The organism is Campylobacter sp. S4:11 (assembly GCF_024723695.1).
Classification (GTDB): domain Bacteria; phylum Campylobacterota; class Campylobacteria; order Campylobacterales; family Campylobacteraceae; genus Campylobacter_D; species Campylobacter_D jejuni_C.
The window spans coordinates 1-358 of record NZ_JANQDC010000110.1 but is presented as its reverse complement, the minus strand read 5'-3'; the positions used below and the strand labels follow the sequence as shown (position 1 = coordinate 358).

Annotated in this window: 1 protein-coding gene; it reads right to left on the bottom strand. The window is 24.6% G+C overall.

The window, feature by feature from the left end; translation table 11 throughout:
• Positions 1–358, bottom strand: a 358-nt coding sequence (locus CAMP5053_RS08445; protein ID WP_442863263.1) for a hypothetical protein, incomplete at both ends; no start/stop codon positions are given.

The window sequence follows — 358 nt, the reverse complement described above, 5'->3', positions numbered from 1 at the left end:
TTTTTCGATGCTTTGAATTTGTAATTTTATATGAGGTATGATAAAATCAATCCAATTTAGATGTATTTCTAAGTATTCTTTTCTCTTTGAATATTCTTCTTCTATGTTTGTAGGATTTTTTATATAATTTTGTGCAATTTTATATTCAAAATGAAAAAATATTGAACGAATAAGATCTAAGAAATAATTTTTAAATTCTTCATCCTCAAACTTAGCTTTCATTTGATAAATTCTTTGACTTAGAGGATTAAAGTCTTCACTTTCAAAATTTAAATTTTCTAAGCATCGAGCAAGATCTGATTTTAAAATTTCGCATTCATTGATGTAACTTCTTCCTAAAATAATAACCCCCCTCAAG